This window comes from Exiguobacterium sp. s91, assembly GCF_018618915.1.
Lineage (GTDB): Bacteria > Bacillota > Bacilli > Exiguobacteriales > Exiguobacteriaceae > Exiguobacterium_A > Exiguobacterium_A abrahamii.
This window is the reverse complement of record NZ_JACSMZ010000001.1, coordinates 1,869,929-1,891,438: the sequence shown is the minus strand read 5'-3', so window position 1 is coordinate 1,891,438 and position 21,510 is coordinate 1,869,929. Positions and strand designations below refer to the sequence as shown.

Here is a 21,510-nt window from a genome sequence, read left to right as displayed (position 1 = left end):
AGGCGAAAAACTCCTTTCTTTGGATCCTCAGCCGATGGCGAGGATCCGGTCATTGCCAATTTGGATCAACTGACTGTTCATATGTTTCCGGCGCAGTACATAGCGTTCGAACTGTTGTGTCGCGATGAACGAATCACGCGTCGAGACCGTCGAAAGGGTCATCAAGACATGTTTTAATTGCGGTTGTCCTTCTTGTAACGAGAGATGTGTCATCCGGTTTGCTACGTCGAGTCGATTCAAGAACAGTTCAATCTTACAGCCCTCCTTGATTAATTCACTGATCAGGAATGCCGCTTGTTCGATGAACGTCTCAAATTGTTGGTGGAGTCCGTAACCGCTCGGGGCAGATAAGTTCAAGGCAATCGTAAACGTATCCTGATTGCTCGTTTCGAATACTTTCGCCTGCAGGCGACCGGTCTTCGCCGTCGCATACCAATCGATTTCTTTTGACGGTTCCGCCGTATAAGGTTTTGCACCAAGCTGAACGAGTTTGTTCTTGAGCGGTGAGTAACGGTCCGGTCGGTCGCCAATCCGTAAACGTTGTAATAGCAACGGCGTCGCTTGCGCCGTCAAGGACGGCAAGACTGTAAACGACGGATACGTATCGAACGTGAAGAGATAAACGCCCATCTTCCACGGCAGACGAATCGTCAAGATGATCTCATCGAATTCGGCTGGTCCACGACGAACCGTCTGAATCGGGATCGTCACTGCGTCTTCAGAGTCAATCACTGCATGAAACGTCGCCGGGTGAAGTGGATCCATCTCCGGAAAGATGACTCCGCCATCCGTGTGCAAACGAAGGGTCGCTTCGAGCCCAAGCTGACTCAAGGATTCGACACCGAAGACTTGTAAATGGAGTGTCGTCTGTTCCTGGTTGAACATCAATGATTCATAGTGCTTCCATTCGATGGCGACGTCCCGTCGTAACTGCTTTTCTGTTCGCCCGACGACGAAATGAATCGTCGCCAAAGCTGCGAACAGAAATCCGAGGACGGAAAGACGCGGAATGAAGAGGAAGATGAACGTCATCGTGACGTACAGTGGAAAAAGTCGGCGTTCAAGCCAAAACGGGACGGAACGTTCAATCTGCATGATTCGTCACCCCATCTCGACCGGAACCGGCACGTCGTCCAGAATATGCGTCAAAACAGCCGCTTTCGTCGTCTTGATTCCACCTTCGAGTGTCAGTGTCAGGCGATGGGATAGGACGTGTTTTGCAAGATATTTGATATCTTCCGGGATGATGAAGTCGCGTTGATTCAAGAAAGCGTAGCTTTGCGAGGCGCGAAGTAATGCAATCGCTCCACGCGGACTGACACCGACTTCAATGAGTTCATGGTTTCGTGTCGCTTGAACGATGTGTAATAGATAATCAAGCACGTCTTGCGATGCATGGACGCGGCGTGCCTCTTCCTGCCAAGAAATCAAGTCGCCACCTGACGCGATGCCGACAGCTGACCGGCGGACATTCGTCAGAATCTCAGACAATAAGCGGCGTTCGTTCTCGAAATCCGGATAACCGACTTCGATCGCGACCATGAACCGGTCGAGTTGTGCGTCTGGTAGCGGGAACGTTCCTGCTGATTCGATCGGATTTTGTGTCGCGATGACGAAGAACGGGGCTGGCATCTGATAGGTCGTTCCACCAATCGAGACTTGACGTTCCTCCATCGCTTCGAGCAAGGCCGATTGTGTCCGCGGAACGGCACGGTTGATCTCATCGATCAAGACGACGTTCGCAAACAATGGACCGCGTTTATTCTCGAACTCCTGCGTCTTTAAGTTGAAGAAGTCCGAACCGATGACGTCTGACGGGAGAAGGTCCGCCGTAAACTGAATCCGCGAGAAGGCACTTTCAAAGCTTTGAGCGAGCGCCTTGGCGAGCATCGTTTTCCCTGTTCCCGGTACGTCTTCTAGTAGAATATGTCCTTCTGCGATGAGTGCTGTCAGACAAAGGTCGATGACGTCCGGTTTACCGAGATAGATGGAATTGAGTTGGTCTTTTAATTGTTGTAGTTTCATAGGAAATCCCTCCAAGGTCAAATGGTTGAGTAGCGTGCTAATTGTTGTTCGAAACGTAGAATCTCATCGTTCGTGACGATTGTTTCCGACATATCACCGTAGCGAATATTCCGATACAACTGAAAATCGACAGAGACCTCAATCCGACGTAACCAGTCTTCAAGCGTTTCGTTCGGACGACGTTGCTGACTGCGTGGTAAATGTTGCTCAAAACGAATGACAAGATCACGGACACGTGAAGACGAATACGATGCATACAGGTAAGGCGATTTTCTTAAAGAAGTAGGATGAAAGATCGATTGAGCGAATGGAACGTCATCCGTTACGTCTCCTGTAGGAATGCGCCGTTTTTTCACGCGGCGCGACTGAACGAGTTTCCAGACCATGAAACTAAACAAGCTGATTAAAATGATGTATTGCAGATAAGAAAGGGGGGAGTCAGAGTTAGATACATCCGCTTTAAAAGATTTCCAGAGCTCTTTTGGACCAGGTCGTGGATCGATCGGTTCAAAAGGCATTTTGCCTTTTTTGTTAGAATGTAAATGACCTTCTTTAAAAGTAATTTCACCGTTTGCTTCACTTTGTGAGATCGAAGGCTTCTTAAAAGGATCCGGCATGATGTAATGTGTATAAACGTACGTCGTGACGGTTTGAAACAAGAACAGACCAATCAGAATGACACCAAGCGACATGATAAAGCGTTGCCGTAACACAAGCGATCCTCCTTCCTGTTTTTAAGGAAAAAATATCCATATGTACTTAGGAAGATTTTAGCATACACGCTTAACAAATAAAAACAATTTTCTGAAAATAAAGACAAGGTGAGACGATTCATTTTCAAGTGGTGAGGGTATGATGGAATCAGTGGTTCTTGAAAGAGAAAGGGTGTTTTGTATGAAATTGATTATTTTTGGAGCGACGGGTCAAACGGGGCAAGAACTGGTCAAGCAAGCGATTGATCACGGGCATGAGGTCACAGCATTTGTCCGCAGTCCGGAAAAACTGACACTACGTGACGAACGGTTACACGTCGTTAAAGGCGACGTGCTCGATCAAGAAGCGGTGACGACTGCTGTTGCCGGGCAAGAGGCTGTCCTGACGGCTCTTGGCACAGAGAGTCTTGCATATAGCGGCTTTTTAGAACGGAGTCTCGTCCGGATCGTGACAGCGATGAAAAAACAGGGGGTAGACCGGATCGGTTATGTTGCGTCTGCCGGTGTTGATGATGAATTACCGGGTGTACAAGGGATGCTCGCTCAGCGGATTCTGAAAAATCCACTGAAGGATCACCGCCAAGCGATCGCGCTTTTGCAACAAGCAGATTTGAACTATACGGTAGCTCGACCACTCCGTTTACTGAACGGTCCGTTGACGGGACTTTATCGTCAAGCAGATACAGGTGTACCGGAAGATGCGAAACAGATCAATCGCGCAGATGTGGCGCATTTCCTCTTACAGGCAATCGAGACAGAAGATCATATCAAATCGAGTGTCGGTTTAGCAGAATGAAGAAAAAAAGACTCTCCCACATACGGAAGAGTCTTTTTTGATTGCTTATTGTTGACGATAGACGGAGACCGAACCACCGTTAACGAAGAATTGACCGTAGCCATCTTGATTGATCGTGACCGACTTCGTGTTGTTACCAGTGATATCCGTCCAGACTTCTCCTTTGTTCTGAAGCCCGACGTACATCCACTTGCTACCGCCAGGACCATCTGACAGAATCGTCGCAAGACCTGATTTTGCACGGTCTGAGACACCTTCACGTGTCCAACCGATGATGTCTTGGTTATCGAGGTAATCGTTTTGTTTCCCGAACGCGAAGTCCTTCCGTGCTTTAAGTAACGGATCAATCTTCGAAGCGAGTGCTGGAATTTCGCGATTCGACGTACCCTTTGTACCATAGTAGTCACCATAGAAGACCGACGGATAGCCTTGTTCACGTGTCAGAATCATCGCGTAAGCAAGCGGTTTGAACCATGACTGAACCGTTGATTCAAGCGATTGTCCAGGCTGCGAATCATGGTTCTCTACGAGTGTGACGGCTTGGACTGGATTGCTCTTGACGAGAGTACCGTCAAAGATCGTCCGCATGTCATAGTACCCGCCGCCTTTACTTGCCTGTTCGAACTTATAATGAAGCGGTGCATCAAAGACGGATTGTTGATAATTCGTCCGACTTAAGTAGTTTTGCAACGTGCCGAGATCGTTCTGCCAGTACTCTGCGACTGTAAACAATGGTTTGCCCGTCGTCTGACGAACGTTCGCGAGCCAGTCCGCTAAGTAACCGTGTTTGATATGCTTGACGGCATCGAGACGGAACCCATCAAGACCAAGTTCGTTGACGTACCATTTGCCCCAGTTCTTCATTTCTTGCTGGACTTCTGGATGATCGAAGTCGAGATCCGCATACATCAAGTAATCGTAGTTGCCATTTTCACCTGAGACATCCGTATCCCACGCTTTACCGGTACCGCGGAACTTGTAGATGGCGCTTTTTGAACGCGATTGATCCCAGTCCGTGCCGTCGAAGTGGTACCATTTCCACTTGAAGTTCGAGTAGAGGTTATTTCGCGCTGCAAAATTGAAGCCCGTCCATGCCTGGATTTGATAATCGCCAGAGACTTCCTGATTACGGTTACCCGGATTGACTTCGACTGCCGTGACGGCTTCCGTGAAATCAGCGCCACCTTTATGGTTCATGACGACATCGCCATAGACATCGATTCCGGCGGTATGCAATTGTCCAATCGCCGTTTTTAATTGCGCCTTTGTGCCGTATTTCGTACGGACCGTTCCTTTTTGGTTGAACTCACCTAAATCGTACAAATCATAGGCGCCGTACCCGACATCATTTTGCGAGGTACCTTTGTAAGCAGGGGGAATCCAGACCGATGTGATCCCGAGCTGATCGAGCTTTGTTGCGTCACTCCCGAGACGGTTCCAGTGGTTACCGTCATTTGGCACATACCATTCGAAATACTGCATCATCGTTCCGTTGTCTGCTGTTGCGCCGACTGCAATCGGTTGCGCAAGTGGCGCTAAAAAAGCAGCAGATGCGACGGTTGCTAAAATCCATCTTTTTTGTTTCACGTAAAGACCTCCTTATGATTTGTGAAAGCGCTTGCATTATTTATTATAGGGAAGCTTCAGACAGGAGGAATATCGTCCCGGATTCTTATTTGTAAGTCTCTTTTGTTCGTGACTTTTGACCCTAGAATATTTCTTCTGAAGAACTATTTTGATCGGATTGACGTCATAAATGAAAAAAATCAGGACCATCTAACCGTTGCCTTTCAATGAATATTCTGAACGACGACTCATCTTCAAAAAAGCAGGTCTATCGTCCATCTTCCACCAGGAATGGATTCGGTGTGAAAATGAGCGTGTAACATCCGCTTTCATACATACCATTTAAGGGGGAACACACATGAACTGGAAGTCAAAGGTCACAGGTGCGCTCGCTGCAACACTTGCGCTCGGGTCAATCGTCTTTACACCGGTCACAGCAAAAACAGTTGATCCAAAACAAGTTTCAGCAGGTCCGCAGATGGTTACGTCACAATCGACGATCGATGCGTACTATTTACCAGCAGCGGGGAAGACAGGGGCAGCGTTGAAGGCATCGCTGCACGATATCATCGATAATCATACACAAGTGTCATACGACACGGTATGGACAGCACTGAAAGAAACGGATCAAGATCCAAACAATGCGAATAACGTCATCGAGTTATACACGGGGAAATCGATTTCAAAGAGCAGTAACGGTGGGAATGTCGGTCAATGGAATCGTGAACATGTCTGGGCAAAGTCACACGGTGACTTTGGTACGTCAAACGGTCCAGGAACAGACTTGCATCACTTGCGTCCGGAAGACGTTGTCGTCAACAGCGCACGTGGGAATTTAGATTTCGATAATGGCGGTACGAAATACAGTGGATGTGATTGCTATCGCGATAGCGATTCGTGGGAACCACCGAACCGTGTCAAAGGTGATATCGCGCGGATGATCTTCTACATGGCGGTTCGTTATGAAGGTGGCGGAGAAATCGATCTCGAAGCTTCTGAAAACGTCAATAATGGTACGAACCCGTTACATGGCAAATTGTCGACGCTGAAAGCATGGAATAAGCTTGACCCAGTTGATAGCTTCGAGAAACGTCGCAACGATGTCATCTTTGAGAAGTGGCAAAAAAACCGGAATCCGTTCATCGATCATCCGGAATACGTAACATCAATTTGGGGGAATTGATGACGAGTCAGTGAATAGGAAAGGGGCTGACTCAACAGTCAGTCTCTACAAAGATAAGGGTGGCAGAATGATGATCTGCCATCCTTATCTTGTAACAAAAAGAATGACGCGTTTCACGCAACTCCTACAGGGAAAAGCGCATCTTTGCGCTGTCAGATACAAATAAGACCCGCTTTCCTGCTTGAATAAAGCAGGAAAACTGGCTTGTGTCTCACCTGAGGAAAGGGCGTGAAAAGACGCGTCATTCTTTTTTGAGTCAGCCTTTTTTCATTGAGTCCGAACCTGTTATGCTGAAACTTTTTTGGAGAACCATTCGTATTGCCTACCGTAAGCCATTTTTTAGTAGAGAGGTCGTACGGTATGATCAAACGCACGTTTAACAAACGAAACATCAAATGGATGGTCGGTGGGGGACTAGTCGCTTGTGTCGCCTTCTGGTACAGTGTCGGTATTTTCGTCAATAAAGGGGAACGGCCACTCGCTGATGGGACGTCACCGTATGTCATCGTCCTCGGTGCGGGTGTCAAAGGAGAAAAACCGTCGCAAATCCTACATAACCGGATTCAGGCAGCTGCGGCATATGGGAAACAACATTCAGAAGTCCGCTTCATCTTGAGCGGTGGACAAGGTCCAGATGAAGATATTTCAGAAGCAGAGGCGATGCGTCGCGGGATGGTGGCATCTGGGATTGCTGAAGAACGGTTGATCCTTGAAGCCGACTCGACATCAACGACGGAAAATCTACAATTTTCAAAAGCGTTGTTGCCAAAGGACGTTCGTCGCGTCTCGATCGTCACGTCAGACTTTCATCTGTACCGTGCGCGACAAGAGGCGAAACAACTTGGTTTACAGACGGATGCGATTCCGGCTGAAACGCCACTTTCAGGAGTCCTTCGATTTGGAATGCGCGAACGCGTTGCGATCGTTGTTCAATTCCTACGCTAAAAACCCCGACATGCTGAACATGTCGGGGAGAAAGAAGAAGTGCATTGAATGATTAGATGCCTTCACCTTTATGTTTTTCCTCAGAAGATTGAGAATCATTTGCTTGTTTGTCGGAAGCATCATGCTCAGCAGGTGGTTCTTCTTTGCCGAGTGCGACATCCTTCGCTTCGACGACTTTATTGCTGATTGCATTCAAGTCACCTTTCGTCTCATTTACTGTCTCTTTCACCGTCGAGGCATCTGATTTCACCGTTTCAAGCTCTGTGTTCACTTTGTCATAGACATTTTGAACGTCAGATGCGACTTCTTGAATGATGCTTGAAGCACTCTTCACTTGATTGATGACTTGTGATGCTTTACCTGACGGATCTTCCTTAATAGAAGAAGCGAGGGTAGAGACGGAATCTTTCGCTCCCCGTAAACTCTGTTTCGTATTTTGGCGAGACGAAGAACTAAGTAGCGTCAATAGACCGCCGACAAGGGCACCGAGCAACATCCCTGTGACGAGATTGATTTGACGACCTGATGATTCTTCCTGATCGAACTGGCGATTCGGATGTTCTGCGTGTGCTGCGTGTGGATCATGTTGAAGCTTCGGTTCCATGATGAACACTCCCTTGAGATAATATTTAACCATGATATGGATATACCCTTGTGAGTGAATAAAAAACATTTAAAAATAACATGTATTTGAAATGAATATAAAAAAGACCATCGTGATATGATGGTCTAAGAGGTTCATTTGTTGGATGAATCATCATCATTTTCGTGACGAAGTTTTCGGTTGATTTCATCATAATCGATTTCGATATCATCTTTGTTGCCTTTGTAGCCATATCCTTTCGAAATGACGATGATCGAGGCGACCAAGACGAATACGATGATGAGAATGGAGACGACATATAACCACATAGTCCACTCCTCCTTTCGTTCACTTTCTAGTATGACGGAAAACGCAGCTTCCGTCTAAACGAAATTGTAGGTTGTGTGCTAAACTGATGTCAGATAAACATGTTAAACGGAACGAGGTGACGGCGTATGAGTATTTTGGTCGTAGATGATGAGTTAACGAATTTAATGCTCCTAGAGCGATTGTTAGAAAATGAAGGCTATGACGTCGTCAAGGCGATGAGTGGGGAAGAAGCAATCGAATTGATGGAGGATCCGTTATTCATCGAACAGTTGGACGTCGTTCTCCTCGACGTCGAAATGCCAGGAATCAGCGGAATCGAGGCGACACGTTTGATTCGAAAACGGTTTGGTCTTGATGAATTACCGATTCTGATCGTTTCCGGGCGATCAAACGAAGAAGATATCGTTGATGGACTGAATGCAGGAGCATCGGATTATACGACGAAACCGATCCGTAAAACGGAATTGCTCGCGCGAGTTCGTAACGCGATTGGTCTGAAGCAAGCAATCGATGCGCGAAAACGATATGAAAAAGTATTACAGGAAGACTTTGATTTGGCGCAAAAACTGCAACAGAGTGTGCTCAGTGCGAATATCGAAGACGATGAGATCCGCATCATGGCGACGTATATCCCTTCTAAGAAATTAGCAGGAGATATGTACGCCTGGTACCGCATCTCTCAAAATAAATACGGCATCATCTTGTTTGACGTCATGGGACACGGTGTCTCTTCTGCGCTGATCACGATGGGAATGAGTTCGATTTTGTTCGAACTCGTGCACCGGATTGGTGATCCAGCACAAGTACTTGAAGAATTGAATCAGCAGATGAGTCGTTTGTTCCCGGGAGACGAGACAGAAATCTATTTCACTGCCGTTTACCTCTACATCGACCTAGATGAGATGAAGCTCAGCTATGCGAACGCAGGGCACCCACCTGGTTTGTTACGCATGAATGATCAAATCATTCCGCTTGAGAATACGGGACTTCCTGTCGGTATGTTCGAAGACTCGACGTATTCGAGCAAGACGATCGACATCGTCTCACCAGGATGTGTTTACTTGTACACGGATGGTTTCATGGAACTCTACAGTAAAGGCATTGATGAAGGAATCCACGCCATCCAGAATCTGATCGAACAACAAGGACCGAACATCCATCAGTTGATTCAACCGGATCAGAGCGATGAAGCGGATGACTTATGTCTCGTGACGGTCGAAATCAATTAACCTGTAAATGAAAAGACTCAGCGAAGGAAGCACCGTCGCTGAGTCTTTTTTGAGTCATACAAGCTCTGAATCTACTTGAACTAAAAGAACCTTCTCCGCCATAAGATGAAGGCGGCAAGACCAGAGAAGAAGATCATCATACCGAAAACAATCCAGAATCCGATGACTTCTCCTTCCCATGGAACGTGGACGTTCATCCCGAACATCCCGGAAATCATCGTCGGAATCGAGATGACAATCGTAATCGAGGCAAGGAACTTCATGACGAAGTTGACGTTGTTCGAGATGACAGAACCAAACGTATCCATCGTCGAACTGATGATGTCTTTATAGATTTGAGCCATCTCCATCGCTTGTCGGTGTTCGACGAAGACGTCTTCCAGTAAATCTTCATCATCTTCATGTTTCTCAAGACTCGGAGTCTTAATGATTCGGTCGAGCACACCATCGTTCGATTTCAAGGACGTCATGAAATAGACCAATGATTTTTGAAGGTTCATCAATTGAAAGATTTCTTGATTTCGCATCGAACGTTGAAGTTCTTCCTCAAGTTCGTCCATACGACGATCGATTTGACGCAAGAAACGTAAATACGAGGAACTGACTTTATAGAGAATCTGGAATACGAAGCGCGATCGGTAATTCGTCCGGAATCCTCGCAACTTACCACTCGAGAATAACGTCAGGACATCGAGCTGTTGCGAACAAACGGTAATGAAATGACGGGATGTCACGATGATACCGAGCGGAATCGTATTATAACGGCGTCCTGATGATTCTTCTTCGATGTAGGGAACGTCGACGATCATCAGTAGACCTTCTTCATCTTTTTCAAAACGTGGTTTTTCTTCCACGTCCAAAGGGTCATAAATGAAATCCTCTGGAATATTCGTAGCAGCGATGACTTGGTCGGCTTCGTCCTTTGTCGGATTGACAAGATGGATCCAGGAACCCTTCGTGAACTCCTGTATCTCGTTGACTGCCCCGGTGACATCGCTTCGATAAATCGTCAACATATTGTCTATCCCTCCTGCTCTTCACTGTCTCATTATAGAAATAGAAACGATGGCGTGTAAATGATTCTCCGATTTTTTTTTACGAAGATTAGTGATAAGATGAAAACAGAGGAGGGGAAGACATGCCTTTTTTTAATGCTAAGAAGCTCGAAGAACTTCAATCGATCGCGGGTGGGGATCACGCGTTCCTTCAAAAAATCGGAGAAACGTATATCGCGCAGTTCGATCGAAAGTTTCCTGAACTAAAAGATGCCGTCGCCAAGCAAGATGCTGAGCAAACTGAAAAGCTCGCTCACTTGCTAAAAGGTGCTTCCTATTCCGTTGCCGCTGATGATTTAGCTGATGATTTAGCTGATGATTTCGAACTGCTTGAAAAAGAAGCAGAATCTGGTTCAATGACCGGAACACAAGAAATCGTCGATCGGATTGAGCAATGCATGGTGGAATTCCGTGTCGTCTGGCTCGATGTGTTTACTGGAAAAAATCTTGACGCGCTGCGTTGAGCAATCGAATAGATCAAAAAAGCCGACATGCTGTCGGCTTTTTTTCTTATAAGACGTATGAATCGACCGTTTCGATCAAACGACCGATTTCCGGTTTCGTGATTTGTGCATTGACACCAACCGACTCACCTTTATGGCGTAAATCGTCGGAAATCAAGGAAGAGAAGACGATGATTGGCAATTCCGCATAACGATCATCTTCACGGAGTCGTTTCGTCAAGTGTAGTCCATCCATCTTCGGCATCTCGATATCGGTGATCAGGAGGTCACAGTTGCTTCCGTTCTCAAACGCATCAAAAGCTTCCTTACCATTGATGAACCATTTCAGACCATGGTAACCGGCTTCCTCGAGTGTTTCGATGATCAACGTCCGGAGCATTTCCGAGTCTTCGGCGATCCAGATGACTTTGTCGGACCGGTCACGGGACTGGACGCGACGCCCTTCTTCGCGGGCGAAGATATCCTTGCGTGAGAGCTCAAGTGCGATTTTTTCGTAGTCGAGCAAGATGATCATTTTGTCGCCCGTTTTGACGACACCGTTCGTTAATCCCTCAATGCCACGAGCGAGTTCGTTTGGTGTATCGATCTGTTCCCATGAGATACGACGGATTTCCGTCACGGAATCGACACGCAGGACGCTTTTTTCCCCATTAAATTCACAGATGATCAATCGATCCTCGGTTGCTTCATCGTGTGGAACACCAATGACCGTCGGCAAATCGATGACTGTCATGACTTCGCCACGCAGTTCAATCAATCCTTTAACAGCGTCCGGTGTACCTGGGAGTGGTGTCATCGGGAGCGGAACGATGATTTCCCGAACCTTCATGACGTTGATTCCAAACGTGTATGGTCCGCAATGGAAGATGACGATCTCGAGTTCGTTCGTGCCGGCTTCTAATAAAATATCGTGCTGATTATACATATGGTTGTGCCCCTTTCCATTACCTTCACTTCACTTCTGACTAGTTATCGGCATGCTACGCTAAAAATTCTAGTTCTGAATTGACAAAAAAATTGTTGTAATCGCTTTCATAATATGTTAAGCAAAAAGTTTGGCATTTGTCAGACCAATTGATTACAATAAGCTATGCAGCCACACACTGAAATGAGAGAGATAAAAATAAATGGAGGTAGAGTGGAATGACTACAGCAACAACCTACACATTTTTACTAGATGGACAATGGCATGAAAGTGAATCAAAAGAGACGATTGAAATCTCTTCACCATATAAAGAGGATCTTGTCGGTCGCGTCCAAGCGATGACAAAACCGGAAGTCGATCGTGCCATCGCTTCAGCGAAAGCGGCACAAGCAGAGTGGGCAAAACAACCAGCGAACAAACGGGCTGAATTGCTTCACGCTTGGGCAACGGAACTCGAAAAACGTGCGGACGAAATCGGTGAAGTCATTATGCGCGAAGTCGGTAAAGGACGTGCAGATGGCGTCAAAGAGGTCAAACGGACAGCTGAAATCATTCGCTACACAGCGGAAGAAGGTCTCCGTTTCGACGGTCAGATGATGCAAGGGGATTCGTTCCCTGGTGGTAGCGCGAAAAAAATCGCGGTCATCAAAAAAGCACCACTCGGCGTTGTCCTTGCGATTTCACCGTTCAACTACCCAGTCAACTTGGCAGCAGCAAAACTTGCACCTGCCCTCATGACAGGAAACGCCGTCGTCTTCAAACCGGCAACACAAGGTTCGATCAGCGGTATCTTGATGGTCGAGGCACTTGTCGCAGCAGGTCTTCCGGCTGGACTCGTCAACATCGTCACAGGTCGTGGATCGGTCATCGGTGATTACTTGACGGCTCACCCGGGTATCAACATGATCACATTTACTGGTGGTACAGGCACAGGACAACATTTGTCGCGTCAATCGGCAATGATTCCACTTGTCCTTGAACTTGGTGGAAAAGACCCAGCGCTCGTTCTTGAAGATGCGAATCTGTCACTTGCGGCAGACCATATCATCAGTGGGGCGTTCTCTTACTCAGGTCAACGTTGTACAGCAATCAAACGCGTTTTCGTTCTTGATCATCAAGCGGATGCACTCATTGAAGAACTCAAGACACGAATCGCGAAATTGACAGTCGGTTCACCTGAACAAGACAGTGTCGTCGTGCCGCTCATCGACACGAAATCAGCGGACTTCGTCGAAGGCTTGATCACGGACGCAACAGACAAAGGCGCAACGCTCGTCTCAGGTGGCGGACGTACGGCGAACTTGATCGAACCAACACTTCTTGACAACGTGACACGCGACATGCGCGTTGCTTGGGAAGAGCCGTTCGGACCAGTTCTTCCAATCATCCGTGTCAACTCAGTCGACGAAATGATTGCATACTCAAACGAATCAGAATACGGTCTTCAAGCAAGTGTCTTCACAGAGAATATCGATGCTGCGTTTGCAGTAGCGGATGCGCTTGAAACAGGTTCTGTTCAAATCAATGGTCGGACGGAACGTGGTCCTGACCACTTCCCATTCATCGGTGTGAAATCATCGGGTCTCGGCGTTCAAGGCGTCGGACGTAGCTTAGCTTCGATGACACGCGACAAATTAACAGTCCTCAACTTAAAATAAGTTTCTGACCGACCTTTCAATCTGCGGAAAGGTCGGTTTTTTGTGCATCCATTTCTCGCGCTTTAACGTAAGCTAGAAAACAAATGTCACCCTTTGACGCACAAAGTTTGGCGCTATAGCTTCATTCTCTCTATAATGAAAGAAAATGGACGAGAGAAAAGAGGCGTGTAGGTATGACTGTATCAGACGAAATCATCCCGATTCCGATTCCGACACCATTTCCGGTTGGAGACGTGAACTGCTATGTACTACGAACGGAAGGGGAAAACATCCTCATTGATTGTGGACCGGATACGCTTGAAGCATGGCAAACGATGCAACGGACGCTTGCACGACATGAACTTCAGGTCGAGGATTTAGATCGTGTCATCGTGACACATCACCATGCGGATCACGCCGGAATGGCGCATCGCTTTTCAGAAAAAGGCATTCCCGTCTATGGACATGCGCGATTAAGCCCATACTTGGAACAGGACGAGATTTTCTTGAACAACGGGGACGCATTCTTGCGTCGATTGGCGACATCGTTTGGCGTTCCGGTAGCGATTCAAGAGATGTTACCAAGCTATCAATCTGCCTTGAAATGGCTTGGAAAAGGTCAACTTGATTTCACATTAAAAGAAGGCGACGCGATTACGCCGTCTGGGCGATACCGTGTCATCGAACTACCGGGGCATGCAAGTGACCAAATCGGAATTCTAAGTGACGATGGTGTATTGTTCGCGGCCGATCACCTGCTCGACCGGGTCGAGCCGAATCCATTGCTCGAACAACCGCAACCAGGTGATGATGTGCTCGTAAAACGTCCTGTTCTTGCGTATCTTGACTCCTTAGAAAAATTACAAAGTGAGCAGATTCGAATCGCCTACACTGGACATGGTGCTCCGATTCGAGATGTTGCGGTACTCGTCGAAGAACGATTGATGCAACGCAAAGCACGTGGTGATCAGCTCTTGAAGTATTTTACGGGAGAACATACGTTATTCGAATTAGCACAAGTGACGTATGGAAACCGATTAAAAAAATCATTCCCTCTTGTCATGAGTGAGATGAAAGCACGTCTCGATACACTCGTCGCCCGCGGTGCGATCACGGTCGAGAAACGATCAGGTATCCTCTACTATTCAAAAGCGGAGGAAGTCTAATGCAGCTCATCAACCGGACGATTGTCATCACGGGTGCTTCAAGTGGACTCGGGGAAGCACTGGCGCGCACTCTGCATAAAGAAGGCGCAAACTTGATTTTAATTGCACGACGCGAGGATCGATTACAAACGTTAGCATCTGAACTCCAGGCAGACTACCTGGTCTACGATTTGGAAAAGGCGCCTGAAATTCTTGCAAAAACACTCGCAAATCGTTATGGACGGATTGATATTTTGATTAATAACGCAGGTTTCGGGGAATTCAGCTTCTTAGACGATACCTCGATTGAAACGATTGAGTCGATGCACCGGATCAACGTCTTAAGTCCCGTTCGCTTAACGAAGGCATGTCTGCCATTACTCAAAGAAGGTGGCATGATCGTCAACGTGGCCAGTCAGGCGGGGAAGTTGCCGACACCGAAATCAACGATCTATTGCATGACGAAAGCAGCGATGTTGCAGTTTTCGAACGCGTTACGTCTGGAGTTACGTCCAAAAGGCATCCACGTCATGACGGTCAATCCAGGACCGATCGCGACAGAATTTTTTGTCCGTGCGGATGTCGACCGGAAGTATGAGCAAAATGTCGCTTCTATCGTCGTATCGAAAGAACGACTAGCTTCGACTGTCGTCCGAGCAATAGAGCGGCGTAAACGTGAAGTCAATGCACCATGGTGGATGGAGCTATCGGCAAAAGGGTACGGCGTGATGCCACGGTTGATCGAGTGGTTAGGAAAACCGGGCTTCGATAAAAAGTGATGACGGAGGAGAACGACAAATGAAAACAAAGGTAATCAGCTTTCTTGCCCTAGGTACGCTGCTCGCAGGCTGTGGAACACCGGATGCGACACCGGAACCGAAGAATGTCTTAGGGACTTCTTATCAGACGATCGAAAAAGAAGCGGAAAAGTCAACGGTTCGGATGTATATGTGGGGCGGCGATGACGGCATCAATGCCTACATCGATGAATACGTAGCACCGCGTCTGAAGAAGGAACACAACATCACGTTAGAACGGGTCCCGATCGAGACGGCGGATATCATTCAAAAACTGCGTGCTGAGAAACAGGCAGGTAAGGAAAAAGGTGTCATCGATGTCGTCTGGATCAATGGCGATAATTTTTTAAATGCTAAAAAAGATGATTTACTGTATGGAGAAATCACAAAAGTCCTCCCGAACATGAAGTATGTCGATGCTGCCGCACAGAGTTCAGATAGTGGTACGAAAACAGACGGACTTGAAGCCGCATGGGGGAAAGTTCAATATACGTTGCACTATGACGCAGCTGACGTGAAGTCGCCACCGACCGACTTGAAAGCACTGAAGTCATGGGTCAAGGAAAATCCAGGACGTTTCACTTATCCGGAAGTGACGGACTTTACGGGGAATGCCTTCGTCCGCCACGTCATGTATGGTGTCGAATCAAATGAAACCTTAAAAGATCCGAAAGCAGACTTCAAGAAGACATGGGCTTATTTGAACGAAATCAAACCGTATCTCTGGAAAAAAGGGAAGACCTATCCAAAGACACTTGCCCAACTCGATCAGTTATACGCGAAGGGAGACGTTGATTTCACGATGGGCTTCAACGAACGACGGGCTGAACAAGAAGTAACGTCAGGAACGTTTCCGAAACAAACACGTCCGATCGTCTTGAAGGATGGATCAATCGCGTCAACGCATTTCCTTTCTGTACCGTTCAACGCACCGAATCCGAAGGGCGCACTCGTAGCGATCAATACGTTGTTATCACCAGAAGCACAGTTGAAAAAATACGATGCGACGTATTGGGGAGACGGAACGAGTCTTGATTTATCGACACTTGATTCATCAGAACAAAAGCAATTCGCTGATGTACCGGCTGCACCGTCGACACCAAAGCCAAGCGTCTTTGAAGGAAAGGTCCGGACGGAACTCGACCCATCCATTTTCGAGATGATCCGTAAGGAATGGCCGTCTCGTGTGGCGCGGTAACGCGTATCCTGCTGCACTCTTGATGGCAGGCATGGTCTTATACGGGTTATGGGTCAGTATCTCGATGACGACATCTGCTGATTACCGCGAGCTACTGACGGATGAGGTCTTTTTAGAGAGTCTAGCCGTCAGCAGTTACGTGGCCATCGTCAGTACGGTGCTCGCGCTGATCATTGGTGTGGTGCTCGCAAGGCTCTTGAGCAGAACAAGACTAGCTGCGTTACTTGCGATTCCTTTATTCATCCCTCATCTAGGAGCAGCATACCTCGCGATTCTCTATTTGAGTGATGTGCCTGTCATCGGACCGCATGAAGGGAATTATTTTAGTGTCATCTTGACGTATCTGTATAAAGAAATTCCGTTCGTGTTTTTTTATCTCTTACCGGTGGTCCGGCGCCTTGATTCGCGTTATCAAGAACTCGGTATGATGCTCGGTTTATCACCAGTGCGCCGATTCTGGCATGCGCGGGGTGTTTTCCTGCTCGTTCCGATGCTTGAGGCAGCATTTATCTTGCTTGCCTTCATCCTGTTCGCATATGAGATTCCAGCACTGCTCGGCGTGACCTATCCAAAATTACTTGGCGTCTATGCATTCGATTTGTATACACAAGGCGATTTATCGGAGCAACCACTCGCTTTTGCAATGAGTGTCGTCTTGACGGGAGGACTCTTCCTCCTGCTATTGCTTATGACTGGTTTGACACGCCCACTGGCAACGAAGATCAGTAGGGGGCGAAGCGAATGATGAAAAAAATAAGTGTGACCGTATTCGTTGTCCTCCTGTTCATCGTTCCTTTAATCGGTTTGATTCCAGGAGAGTGGAATTGGAATCCTCGTCTTGAAGCGACGCTCGGCACGACCGTCGCTATGATTTGTGCCGTCGTATTGTTAAATCATCTCTTCGGGTACATGGCAGGAAAAGCGATTGCCTTTCAAACGGGGAAACGGATTCGTATAGCAGAGTTCTTGATTAGTTTGCCGCTGTTCGTTCCCGTGTTATTGCTATCATTCGGTCTCTATTTGACATGGATCCGTCTTGGTTTGGCAGATCGATTTTTTGGTGTCCTGCTCGTGTTGCTTCTGCCGACCTTGCCGTATACAGTTCGTTTTTACACGAACGGATTTCAGGCGCTCGGAGAACGGATGCTTGAACAGATGGTCTTGATTGAGGGGAACCGGTTCAAGCGTTGGTTCTATTTGACGGGACCGATGCTTCGGTCGACGTTACAATCCGTGACGCTACTCGTCACGGTGATCACGATCAGTCAGTATGCACTAGTTGCGTTGATTGGTGGTGGGATCGTCCGCATGATATCACTCGAAGTATTCCCGGCGTATTCTGGTAATTCGCAAGGGGCGGCGCGTCTAGCGACGCTGTGGTTGATCGGGTTGCCCATTCTCTTTTATGCTGGACAAGCCGTTATTTTTTCTAGTTGGATACGAATCGTACGGAGGAGTTTAAATGGAAGTCACGATACAACAAGTCAATAAACGATTTGGAACGAAGCATGTATTGTCTGATATCGATTTAAATATCGCATCTGGACAATGTGTGGCTTTAGTCGGACCGAGTGGTAGTGGGAAAACGACGCTTCTCCGCCTGATTGCAGGTCTCGAACGTGTGACGAGTGGAGTGATTCAGTTCGGCGACCGAGATGTGACTGTCCTTTCACCAAATCAGCGAGGTGTGACGATGATGTTTCAACGGTCGCTGTTGTTCCCACATTTGAACGTCGAACAGAACATCCGTCTCGGCGCCAAACAATTAACACCGATCGAGCTCGAATCCTGGTTACATCGCGTCGGACTCGAGGGAAGAGGAAAAAGTGCTGTTCACGAATTGTCAGGGGGCGAACAGCAGCGGGCGAGTTTAGCTCGTGCGCTGGCAAGTCAACCGGACTTCTTGTTGCTCGATGAACCGTTCTCGAGTCTAGATGTACCGAGACGACGGGAACTACGGACATTGATTCGGAAGTTGACCGAGGAACAAGGTGTCACGACACTCCTTGTCACACACGATCGGGAAGAGGCAATGGCGATGGCGGATATCGTCTATGTCTTAGAACAGGGGCGAATCGTCGATCATGGTACACCGATTACGCTGAGCCAGACCAGCCCGTTTTTTGGCGAAGGCATTCAAATTGAAGAAACATGGCATCCGTTGACGGCAGTCAACTTGGTCTCAAGACCGACGAAGGAGACGGATGAACGTGTTACGATTACGAAAGAACTCATTCAATACGGTGTTCGATTCTACGAAGTCGAACGAGCATCCGGAGAACGACTCGTGCTCTCTTCAGACGAGACGATTCATGAGAAAGAAGGCTATATCGTTAGAAAGGAGGGGTGACATGTTAGATACGCGTGCGCGTAAAATCGTTCAACCCCTATTTGATCAAGGGGCGACCTTATTTAAGAAAATTGGATTATCGGCGACACAGGTGACGATCATCTCCGGCATCATCGGTGGTGCGACGGGCTTTTTCGTCTATAACGACATGATGGGAACGGCGATTGTCTTGTTGTGGATCTCGGGCATGCTTGATGTCATCGATGGAACGATGGCACGAAAAGAAAAGACGACTCCAATCGGCACGATTCTTGACCTTGTTCTCGACCGGATCGTCGAGCTGTCAGTATTGATTGGTCTTGCGCTTCGGTTTCCGGAAACGCAGGTCGTTATTCTGTTGCTCGTCGCATCATTCGTCATTGGGATGACGATGTTCCTTGCAATCGGAGCAGTCAGTGAAAATTACGGCTACAAGTCTTTTCAATATCAACCGGGACTCGTCGAGCGGACGGAAGGGTTCTTATTCCTAACAGCGATGATCCTGTTCCCAAGCGCCATCATTTGGATCGCAATTGTTTTCTTGATTGCTGAACTCTATACGGTCGGGGAGCGATTCCATCAAGCTTCGAAGGTGTTGCGATGAGTGAACAAGAGATGATCATGACCGTGGATCGAGCGGGCAACCTGCTCGGACCTCGTCCACGATCAGAAGTCCACGCAAACGGCTTGTGGCATGAAACGTTTCATTGTTTCGTCTATGATCCAAAGCGGGACGTCGTGTTGCTCCAGCAACGGTCTGAACAAAAGAAGGACTTTCCAGGAATGCTTGATATCACGGCAGCGGGTCACTTGCTTGCGGATGAGACAGTCGAGGATGGTGTCCGGGAACTCGAGGAAGAGATTGGTTTGACATGTACCTTTGATCAATTGATACCGCTTGGCATCCAGGAAGAGGAGTTTCGGGATGCGTCGCTCTGGGACTGTGAGCGATGCCATGTCTTTCTTGCTCGAAGTGATCAAGCGATAGACGCATACGTCCTCCAGGAAACAGAAGTGAAGCGATTGATTGCTTTTTCAATCGAGCAGTTTGAAAGAATCGCGGACATGTCCATCGAGCGCATTCAGGACACGACAGGCGAATGGTTCGATCGTCGTCAATTCGTTCCGCATCCTTCTTCTTACTGGAAACATGTCCGACAAGGAATCGAGCAATTACGTAAATAGAACGAATGGAAAAGCAATAACGCATGAAGACCTACGATCGAATGTGATTTCGCTCGCAGGTCTTTTTTTTAATCGTACATTCGTTCGACGCAAGAGTAGCGAAATTAAGATATATTTGAGATAATTAAGTATATATACAAAAGAAGGAAAGAAGGTGCAGCCAGTGGCATTACGATTTGCACTACTCGGGCTGCTGACCCAAGGGGAAGCGACCGGTTACGATTTAAGCACGACTTTCAAAAAACAGATGATCCACTTCTGGACCGCACATCATACTCAAATATACCGAGAGTTGTTGAAAATGGAAGAGGCAGAGCTCGTGACGAGTGTCCATATCGTCCAAGAAGACTTGCCGGACAAGAAAGTCTATTCCATCACCGATAAAGGACGGACAGAGCTCGTTGAATGGTTACGGACACCGAATGAATTCAAACCGAAGATGAAGGATGAGAACTTGATGCGGGTGTCGCTCTTGCATCTGCTCCCACCAGAGGAAGCCGTTGCTTATTTGGAAGAGTCGAAGCGGCACCATCAATTTGCCGTCGAGATGATGCATAGTTGGCGTCACGACCACCTTGAGAACGGTGCGACACTAGGGGAGACCTTGACGAGTGAGTACGGCTTGCGTATGATGTTGAATTACTTGGATTGGTGTGACTGGGCAATCGCGGAAATCAAAAAGAACGAAGCGAACGTCTAACCAAATTGGCTCGACTGTCATGTAGATGGCGGATTCGAGCCAGTTTTATTTTTGTAATAGGATTTAGTAAGGAGAGAATCGATGTACTTTAATGACTATGAAGACTGGATTGAGGAAGAGGCGGAAGCCTTATTTCACTTACATGAAGAACCGCTGATACGAGAAGCGATCTCGTATTCACAATTTACGGCGTATTTAGAAGAGGCACTCCTTGAACCATTGTTACTGAAACTACGTTGGCTCGGAGAAGCAGAAGAAGAGGAGATTCTAGAACGGGCAGATTCAATCGTTTGGGAGAATGCCTCGGGTCATTCGGAAGCTTCGCTTCGGCGAGATGTGTTACGACGGGTCGTCGAGCGAGACTTTACTGCGCATATCCTCGCGTACCTCACACCAATTCTTGAAGCTAGACAAGCTACTTATGAGGCGGAATTGAAGCAGCTTCAATTGGCGCATGCTGAACAAATAGATGAGGTCAAACAACACGAGCAACAGATTGAACTCGGACCGCCACCTAAAAAAGTCAAAAAATGGTGGTACCTCAAAGAAAAAGAAGTAGCACGTTCCTATACGGAGGAAGAACGATCTGCATTGCAAGCCCAACAGCAACAACTCGAGGACGAGTTAAAGCGACTCGAACAAAAAACACGTGAGACAGAAGCAAATCTCGAACGATTGGATTCAATTCACCGTCTATAACGTACG

The 21,510-nt window shown here is 47.5% G+C and carries 24 protein-coding genes; 16 read left to right on the top strand and 8 right to left on the bottom strand.

Annotated features, from left to right (window positions below; translation table 11 throughout):
* Positions 1 to 27 precede the first annotated feature (27 nt).
* Genes KNQ06_RS09865 through KNQ06_RS09855 form a run of 3 tightly spaced genes read right to left on the bottom strand, consistent with a single transcriptional unit; the run spans position 28 to position 2,738 of the window.
* Positions 28 to 1,095, bottom strand: a complete 1,068-nt coding sequence (locus KNQ06_RS09865) for a DUF58 domain-containing protein (protein WP_214769145.1) — start codon at positions 1,093 to 1,095, stop codon at positions 28 to 30.
* Between the two features lie 6 nt (positions 1,096 to 1,101).
* Positions 1,102 to 2,025, bottom strand: a complete 924-nt coding sequence (locus tag KNQ06_RS09860; protein WP_029341157.1) for an AAA family ATPase — start codon at positions 2,023 to 2,025, stop codon at positions 1,102 to 1,104.
* Positions 2,026 to 2,042: 17 nt separating this feature from the next.
* A complete protein-coding gene (locus KNQ06_RS09855; protein WP_214769148.1) occupies positions 2,043 to 2,738 on the bottom strand; it encodes a hypothetical protein in 696 nt (231 codons plus the stop codon).
* A gap of 181 nt (positions 2,739 to 2,919) precedes the next feature.
* Between KNQ06_RS09855 and KNQ06_RS09850 the strand changes: the two genes are divergently transcribed.
* Positions 2,920 to 3,534, top strand: a complete 615-nt coding sequence (locus tag KNQ06_RS09850) for an NAD(P)-dependent oxidoreductase (RefSeq protein WP_149427003.1) — start codon at positions 2,920 to 2,922, stop codon at positions 3,532 to 3,534.
* 45 nt (positions 3,535 to 3,579) lie between these two features.
* Here the strand turns inward: KNQ06_RS09850 and amyS are convergent, their stop codons facing one another.
* The gene (gene amyS / locus KNQ06_RS09845; protein ID WP_214769151.1) at positions 3,580 to 5,121 is read right to left on the bottom strand and encodes an alpha-amylase; all 1,542 of its coding nucleotides are present in this window, start codon (positions 5,119 to 5,121) and stop codon (positions 3,580 to 3,582) included.
* Between the two features lie 337 nt (positions 5,122 to 5,458).
* Between amyS and KNQ06_RS09840 the strand changes: the two genes are divergently transcribed.
* Both KNQ06_RS09840 and KNQ06_RS09835 read left to right on the top strand, forming a co-directional pair.
* Positions 5,459 to 6,283, top strand: coding sequence for an endonuclease I family protein (locus KNQ06_RS09840; RefSeq protein WP_149427005.1), 825 nt, complete (start codon positions 5,459 to 5,461; stop codon positions 6,281 to 6,283).
* A gap of 360 nt (positions 6,284 to 6,643) precedes the next feature.
* Complete coding sequence (locus KNQ06_RS09835) at positions 6,644 to 7,228, top strand: YdcF family protein (protein ID WP_023467654.1); 585 nt, start codon at positions 6,644 to 6,646, stop codon at positions 7,226 to 7,228.
* 52 nt (positions 7,229 to 7,280) lie between these two features.
* Here KNQ06_RS09835 and KNQ06_RS09830 read toward each other — a convergent pair whose 3' ends face one another.
* Positions 7,281 to 7,832, bottom strand: coding sequence for a hypothetical protein (locus KNQ06_RS09830; RefSeq protein WP_023467655.1), 552 nt, complete (start codon positions 7,830 to 7,832; stop codon positions 7,281 to 7,283).
* 134 nt (positions 7,833 to 7,966) lie between these two features.
* A complete protein-coding gene (gene ytzI / locus KNQ06_RS09825; protein WP_023467656.1) occupies positions 7,967 to 8,140 on the bottom strand; it encodes a YtzI protein in 174 nt (57 codons plus the stop codon).
* A 126-nt stretch (positions 8,141 to 8,266) separates the two neighbouring features.
* Between ytzI and KNQ06_RS09820 the strand changes: the two genes are divergently transcribed.
* Positions 8,267 to 9,370: a PP2C family protein-serine/threonine phosphatase gene (locus KNQ06_RS09820; protein ID WP_035408959.1), complete on the top strand. Its 1,104-nt coding sequence runs from the start codon at positions 8,267 to 8,269 to the stop codon at positions 9,368 to 9,370.
* An 80-nt stretch (positions 9,371 to 9,450) separates the two neighbouring features.
* Here the strand turns inward: KNQ06_RS09820 and KNQ06_RS09815 are convergent, their stop codons facing one another.
* Complete coding sequence (locus tag KNQ06_RS09815) at positions 9,451 to 10,386, bottom strand: magnesium transporter CorA family protein (RefSeq protein ID WP_023467658.1); 936 nt, start codon at positions 10,384 to 10,386, stop codon at positions 9,451 to 9,453.
* A gap of 122 nt (positions 10,387 to 10,508) precedes the next feature.
* Between KNQ06_RS09815 and KNQ06_RS09810 the strand changes: the two genes are divergently transcribed.
* Positions 10,509 to 10,889 carry an Hpt domain-containing protein gene (locus KNQ06_RS09810; protein ID WP_215148096.1) on the top strand — a complete coding sequence of 127 codons (381 nt, stop codon included), beginning with the start codon at positions 10,509 to 10,511 and terminating at the stop codon, positions 10,887 to 10,889.
* 46 nt (positions 10,890 to 10,935) lie between these two features.
* Here KNQ06_RS09810 and KNQ06_RS09805 read toward each other — a convergent pair whose 3' ends face one another.
* A complete protein-coding gene (locus KNQ06_RS09805) occupies positions 10,936 to 11,814 on the bottom strand; it encodes a chemotaxis protein CheV (RefSeq protein ID WP_023467660.1) in 879 nt (292 codons plus the stop codon).
* A gap of 218 nt (positions 11,815 to 12,032) precedes the next feature.
* Here KNQ06_RS09805 and KNQ06_RS09800 point away from each other — a divergent pair, with 218 nt between their 5' ends.
* The 11 genes from KNQ06_RS09800 (at position 12,033) to KNQ06_RS09750 (ending at position 21,504) form a co-directional block, all read left to right on the top strand.
* Entirely contained in the window at positions 12,033 to 13,472 is a 1,440-nt protein-coding gene (locus KNQ06_RS09800; protein WP_050678501.1) for an NADP-dependent glyceraldehyde-3-phosphate dehydrogenase, read from the top strand.
* Positions 13,473 to 13,645: 173 nt separating this feature from the next.
* Complete coding sequence (locus KNQ06_RS09795; RefSeq protein ID WP_214769154.1) at positions 13,646 to 14,617, top strand: MBL fold metallo-hydrolase; 972 nt, start codon at positions 13,646 to 13,648, stop codon at positions 14,615 to 14,617.
* Entirely contained in the window at positions 14,617 to 15,375 is a 759-nt protein-coding gene (locus tag KNQ06_RS09790) for an SDR family NAD(P)-dependent oxidoreductase (RefSeq protein WP_214769157.1), read from the top strand. Before KNQ06_RS09795 ends, KNQ06_RS09790 begins: the two co-directional genes overlap by 1 nt.
* A 19-nt stretch (positions 15,376 to 15,394) precedes the next feature.
* Entirely contained in the window at positions 15,395 to 16,591 is a 1,197-nt protein-coding gene (locus tag KNQ06_RS09785) for an ABC transporter substrate-binding protein (protein ID WP_214769159.1), read from the top strand.
* On the top strand, positions 16,578 to 17,336 hold the full coding sequence (locus KNQ06_RS09780; RefSeq protein ID WP_064300243.1) for an ABC transporter permease family protein: 759 nt from the start codon (positions 16,578 to 16,580) through the stop codon (positions 17,334 to 17,336). Before KNQ06_RS09785 ends, KNQ06_RS09780 begins: the two co-directional genes overlap by 14 nt.
* The gene (locus tag KNQ06_RS09775) at positions 17,333 to 18,082 is read left to right on the top strand and encodes an ABC transporter permease subunit (RefSeq protein WP_251133506.1); all 750 of its coding nucleotides are present in this window, start codon (positions 17,333 to 17,335) and stop codon (positions 18,080 to 18,082) included. Before KNQ06_RS09780 ends, KNQ06_RS09775 begins: the two co-directional genes overlap by 4 nt.
* A complete protein-coding gene (locus tag KNQ06_RS09770; RefSeq protein ID WP_064300242.1) occupies positions 18,054 to 18,941 on the top strand; it encodes an ABC transporter ATP-binding protein in 888 nt (295 codons plus the stop codon). Before KNQ06_RS09775 ends, KNQ06_RS09770 begins: the two co-directional genes overlap by 29 nt.
* Before the next feature lies 1 nt (position 18,942).
* Positions 18,943 to 19,524 (top strand): CDP-alcohol phosphatidyltransferase family protein, encoded by a 582-nt coding sequence (locus KNQ06_RS09765; RefSeq protein WP_023467668.1) that lies wholly within the window; start codon positions 18,943 to 18,945, stop codon positions 19,522 to 19,524.
* Entirely contained in the window at positions 19,521 to 20,105 is a 585-nt protein-coding gene (locus KNQ06_RS09760; RefSeq protein ID WP_215084646.1) for an NUDIX hydrolase, read from the top strand. The genes KNQ06_RS09765 and KNQ06_RS09760 overlap by 4 nt, the downstream gene beginning before the upstream one ends.
* A gap of 163 nt (positions 20,106 to 20,268) precedes the next feature.
* Positions 20,269 to 20,805, top strand: a complete 537-nt coding sequence (locus KNQ06_RS09755; protein ID WP_215148093.1) for a PadR family transcriptional regulator — start codon at positions 20,269 to 20,271, stop codon at positions 20,803 to 20,805.
* Between the two features lie 81 nt (positions 20,806 to 20,886).
* Positions 20,887 to 21,504, top strand: a complete 618-nt coding sequence (locus tag KNQ06_RS09750; protein ID WP_215148091.1) for a hypothetical protein — start codon at positions 20,887 to 20,889, stop codon at positions 21,502 to 21,504.
* Positions 21,505 to 21,510: the final 6 nt, after the last annotated feature.